Genomic DNA, 2,476 nt, shown 5'->3' with positions numbered 1-2,476 from the left:
TGTAGTCCGACAGGGCGGTCGCGACCTTCTCCAGGTCGTCGGCGAAGGCATCGGACTTCGTCTTCACCGGCAGCGTGGTGCTGAAGAGCTGCTCCACCTCCTCGAAGTTGAGCCGTCCGGCCCGGTACTCCATGGTGATGATCGCGCCCGGCGGCAGCGACCGTACCGTCGACCACCCGCGCTCCCGGGCGAGCCGCTCGGCGCTCCCGGCGTCGAGGCCGACGTACCCGTCCGGACTGTCCTGGGGCTCCGCGGGCGGAGTGGGAATCGGTGCCATACGGCCACGCTAGGACGCATCCGGCGGAGACGGAAGCCGGGCACGGCCGGGTAAGAGCCGCATCCGGCTCCGGTCACACTTCTGTCACAGCTTCCCGGCCCCCGTTACGCCCGAACTCCGTCACACGTACGGGGGTTTCCGTACCGCCCGCCGGGGTAATCGAACAGAATTCACGCGTGTCGCGGCACGGCTTCCAATTACCCGGCGGAAAGCGCCCCGGCGGTGATCGGGACGGCCCCGGAGCGCGAATCCCCCGCGGAATCCGGGGCGGTGCGCCGGGAGCTGACACGGCATAGGAAATTCACGGATTCGGCACACCCCTGCCGTCGGCCCCCTGTCGAAGCGGACGGCACACGAGCATCATGGCGGCAGCTCGCGGGTACGCGTGCGCGGGCTGGGCGGGCCCGGGCGCGACGATGCGAAGGGGCGAGCGATGGGAACCGAGACCGTAGGGGCGACGGAACGGCCGGTGCGGAGCCGGGGGGCCGGCCGGCTGGTGGTGGACTGGCTCACCACCACGGACCACAAGAAGATCGGCCATCTGTATCTGATCACCTCCTTCGGTTTCTTCCTGGCGGCCGGGTTCATGGCGCTGCTGATGCGCGCCGAGCTCGCCCGGCCGGGCCTGCAGATCATGAGCAACGAGCAGTACAACCAGCTGTTCACGCTGCACGGCACGGTCATGCTGCTGCTGTTCGCGACGCCGAGCTTCGCGGGCTTCGCCAACGAGCTGATGCCGTTGCAGATAGGCGCGCCGGACGTGGCGTTCCCCCGGCTGAACATGCTGTCCTACTGGTTCTTCCTGTTCGGCGGCCTGATCGTGCTGGGCTCGCTGCTGGTGCCCGACGGGCCCGCCGACTTCGGCTGGTTCGCCTACGCGCCGCTGAACGACTCCATGCACTCCCCCGGTCTCGGCCCGGACCTGTGGATCATGGGGCTCGCGCTGTCCGGCTTCGGGACGATCCTCGGCGCGGTCAACTTCGTCACCACGATCATCGGGATGCGGGCGCCGGGCATGACGATGTTCCGGATGCCGATCTTCACCTGGAACACGCTCTTCACGTCGATCCTGATCCTGCTGGCGTTCCCGGTGCTCGCGGCGGCGCTGCTGGTCCTCGAGGCGGACCGGCGGTTCGGCGCGCAGGTGTTCGAGGCGGCCAACGGCGGGGCGCTGCTGTGGCAGCACCTGTTCTGGTTCTTCGGGCATCCCGAGGTGTACATCATCGCGCTGCCGTTCTTCGGGATCATCACGGAGATCATCCCGGTGTTCAGCCGCAAGCCGATCTTCGGCTATCTGACCCTGGTCGGCGCGACCATGGCGATCACCGGGCTGTCGCTCGTGGTGTGGGCGCACCACATGTTCGCCACCGGCGCGGTGCTGCTGCCGTTCTTCTCGTTCATGTCGTTCCTGATCGCGGTGCCGACGGGCGTGAAGTTCTTCAACTGGACGGGCACGATGATCAAGGGCTCGCTGTCCTTCGAGACGCCGATGCTGTGGTCCATGGGCTTTCTCGTCACGTTCCTGTTCGGCGGCCTGACCGGGGTGATCCTGGCGTCGCCGCCGATGGACTTCCACGTCACGGACTCGTACTTCGTCGTCGCGCACTTCCACTACGTGGTGTTCGGCACGGTCGTCTTCGCGGTCTTCGGCGGCTTCTACTTCTGGTGGCCGAAGTTCACCGGGAAGATGCTGGACGAGCGGCTCGGGAAGATCCACTTCTGGACGTTGTTCGTGGGCTTCCACACCACGTTCCTGGTGCAGCACTGGCTGGGCGCCGAGGGCATGCCCCGCCGGTACGCCGACTACCTGGCGGCCGACGGCTTCACGACGCTCAACACGGTCTCGTCGATCGGCGCCTTCCTGCTCGGCCTGTCGACGCTGCCGTTCCTCTACAACGTCTGGAAGACCGCCAGGTACGGCGAGAAGGTCGAGACCGACGACCCCTGGGGCTACGGCCGTTCCCTGGAGTGGGCCACCTCCTGCCCGCCGCCCCGGCACAACTTCGTCACCCTGCCCCGGATCCGCTCGGAGTCCCCGGCGTTCGACCTGCACCACCCGGAGTACGCGGAGAGGGCTCCGCGGCCGCAGCCGGGGCGGCACCAGGCGGACCAAGGGCACCAACGCCGCCGACGCGGTACGCATCCTGATGCACCGTCAGTTACGTGCCGGTCTCACCGCGACCGCCCTGCTCGTGGCCC

General features: G+C 67.9%; 1 protein-coding gene and 1 pseudogene. One reads left to right on the top strand and one right to left on the bottom strand.

The window, feature by feature from the left end:
- Positions 1 to 100: 100 nt before the first annotated feature.
- Positions 101 to 277, bottom strand: a pseudogene (locus ACWEN3_RS45245) (I78 family peptidase inhibitor); the annotation flags it as partial.
- A gap of 433 nt (positions 278 to 710) precedes the next feature.
- Between ACWEN3_RS45245 and ctaD the strand changes: the two are divergent.
- The coding region (gene ctaD / locus ACWEN3_RS45240; RefSeq protein WP_452984115.1) for an aa3-type cytochrome oxidase subunit I at positions 711 to 2,476 on the top strand (1,766 nt) is incomplete at its 3' end.

This window comes from Streptomyces sp. NPDC004561, assembly GCF_053602155.1.
Note: the sequence above shows the minus strand (reverse complement) of the source record. Positions and strands in the feature narration are given on the sequence as shown.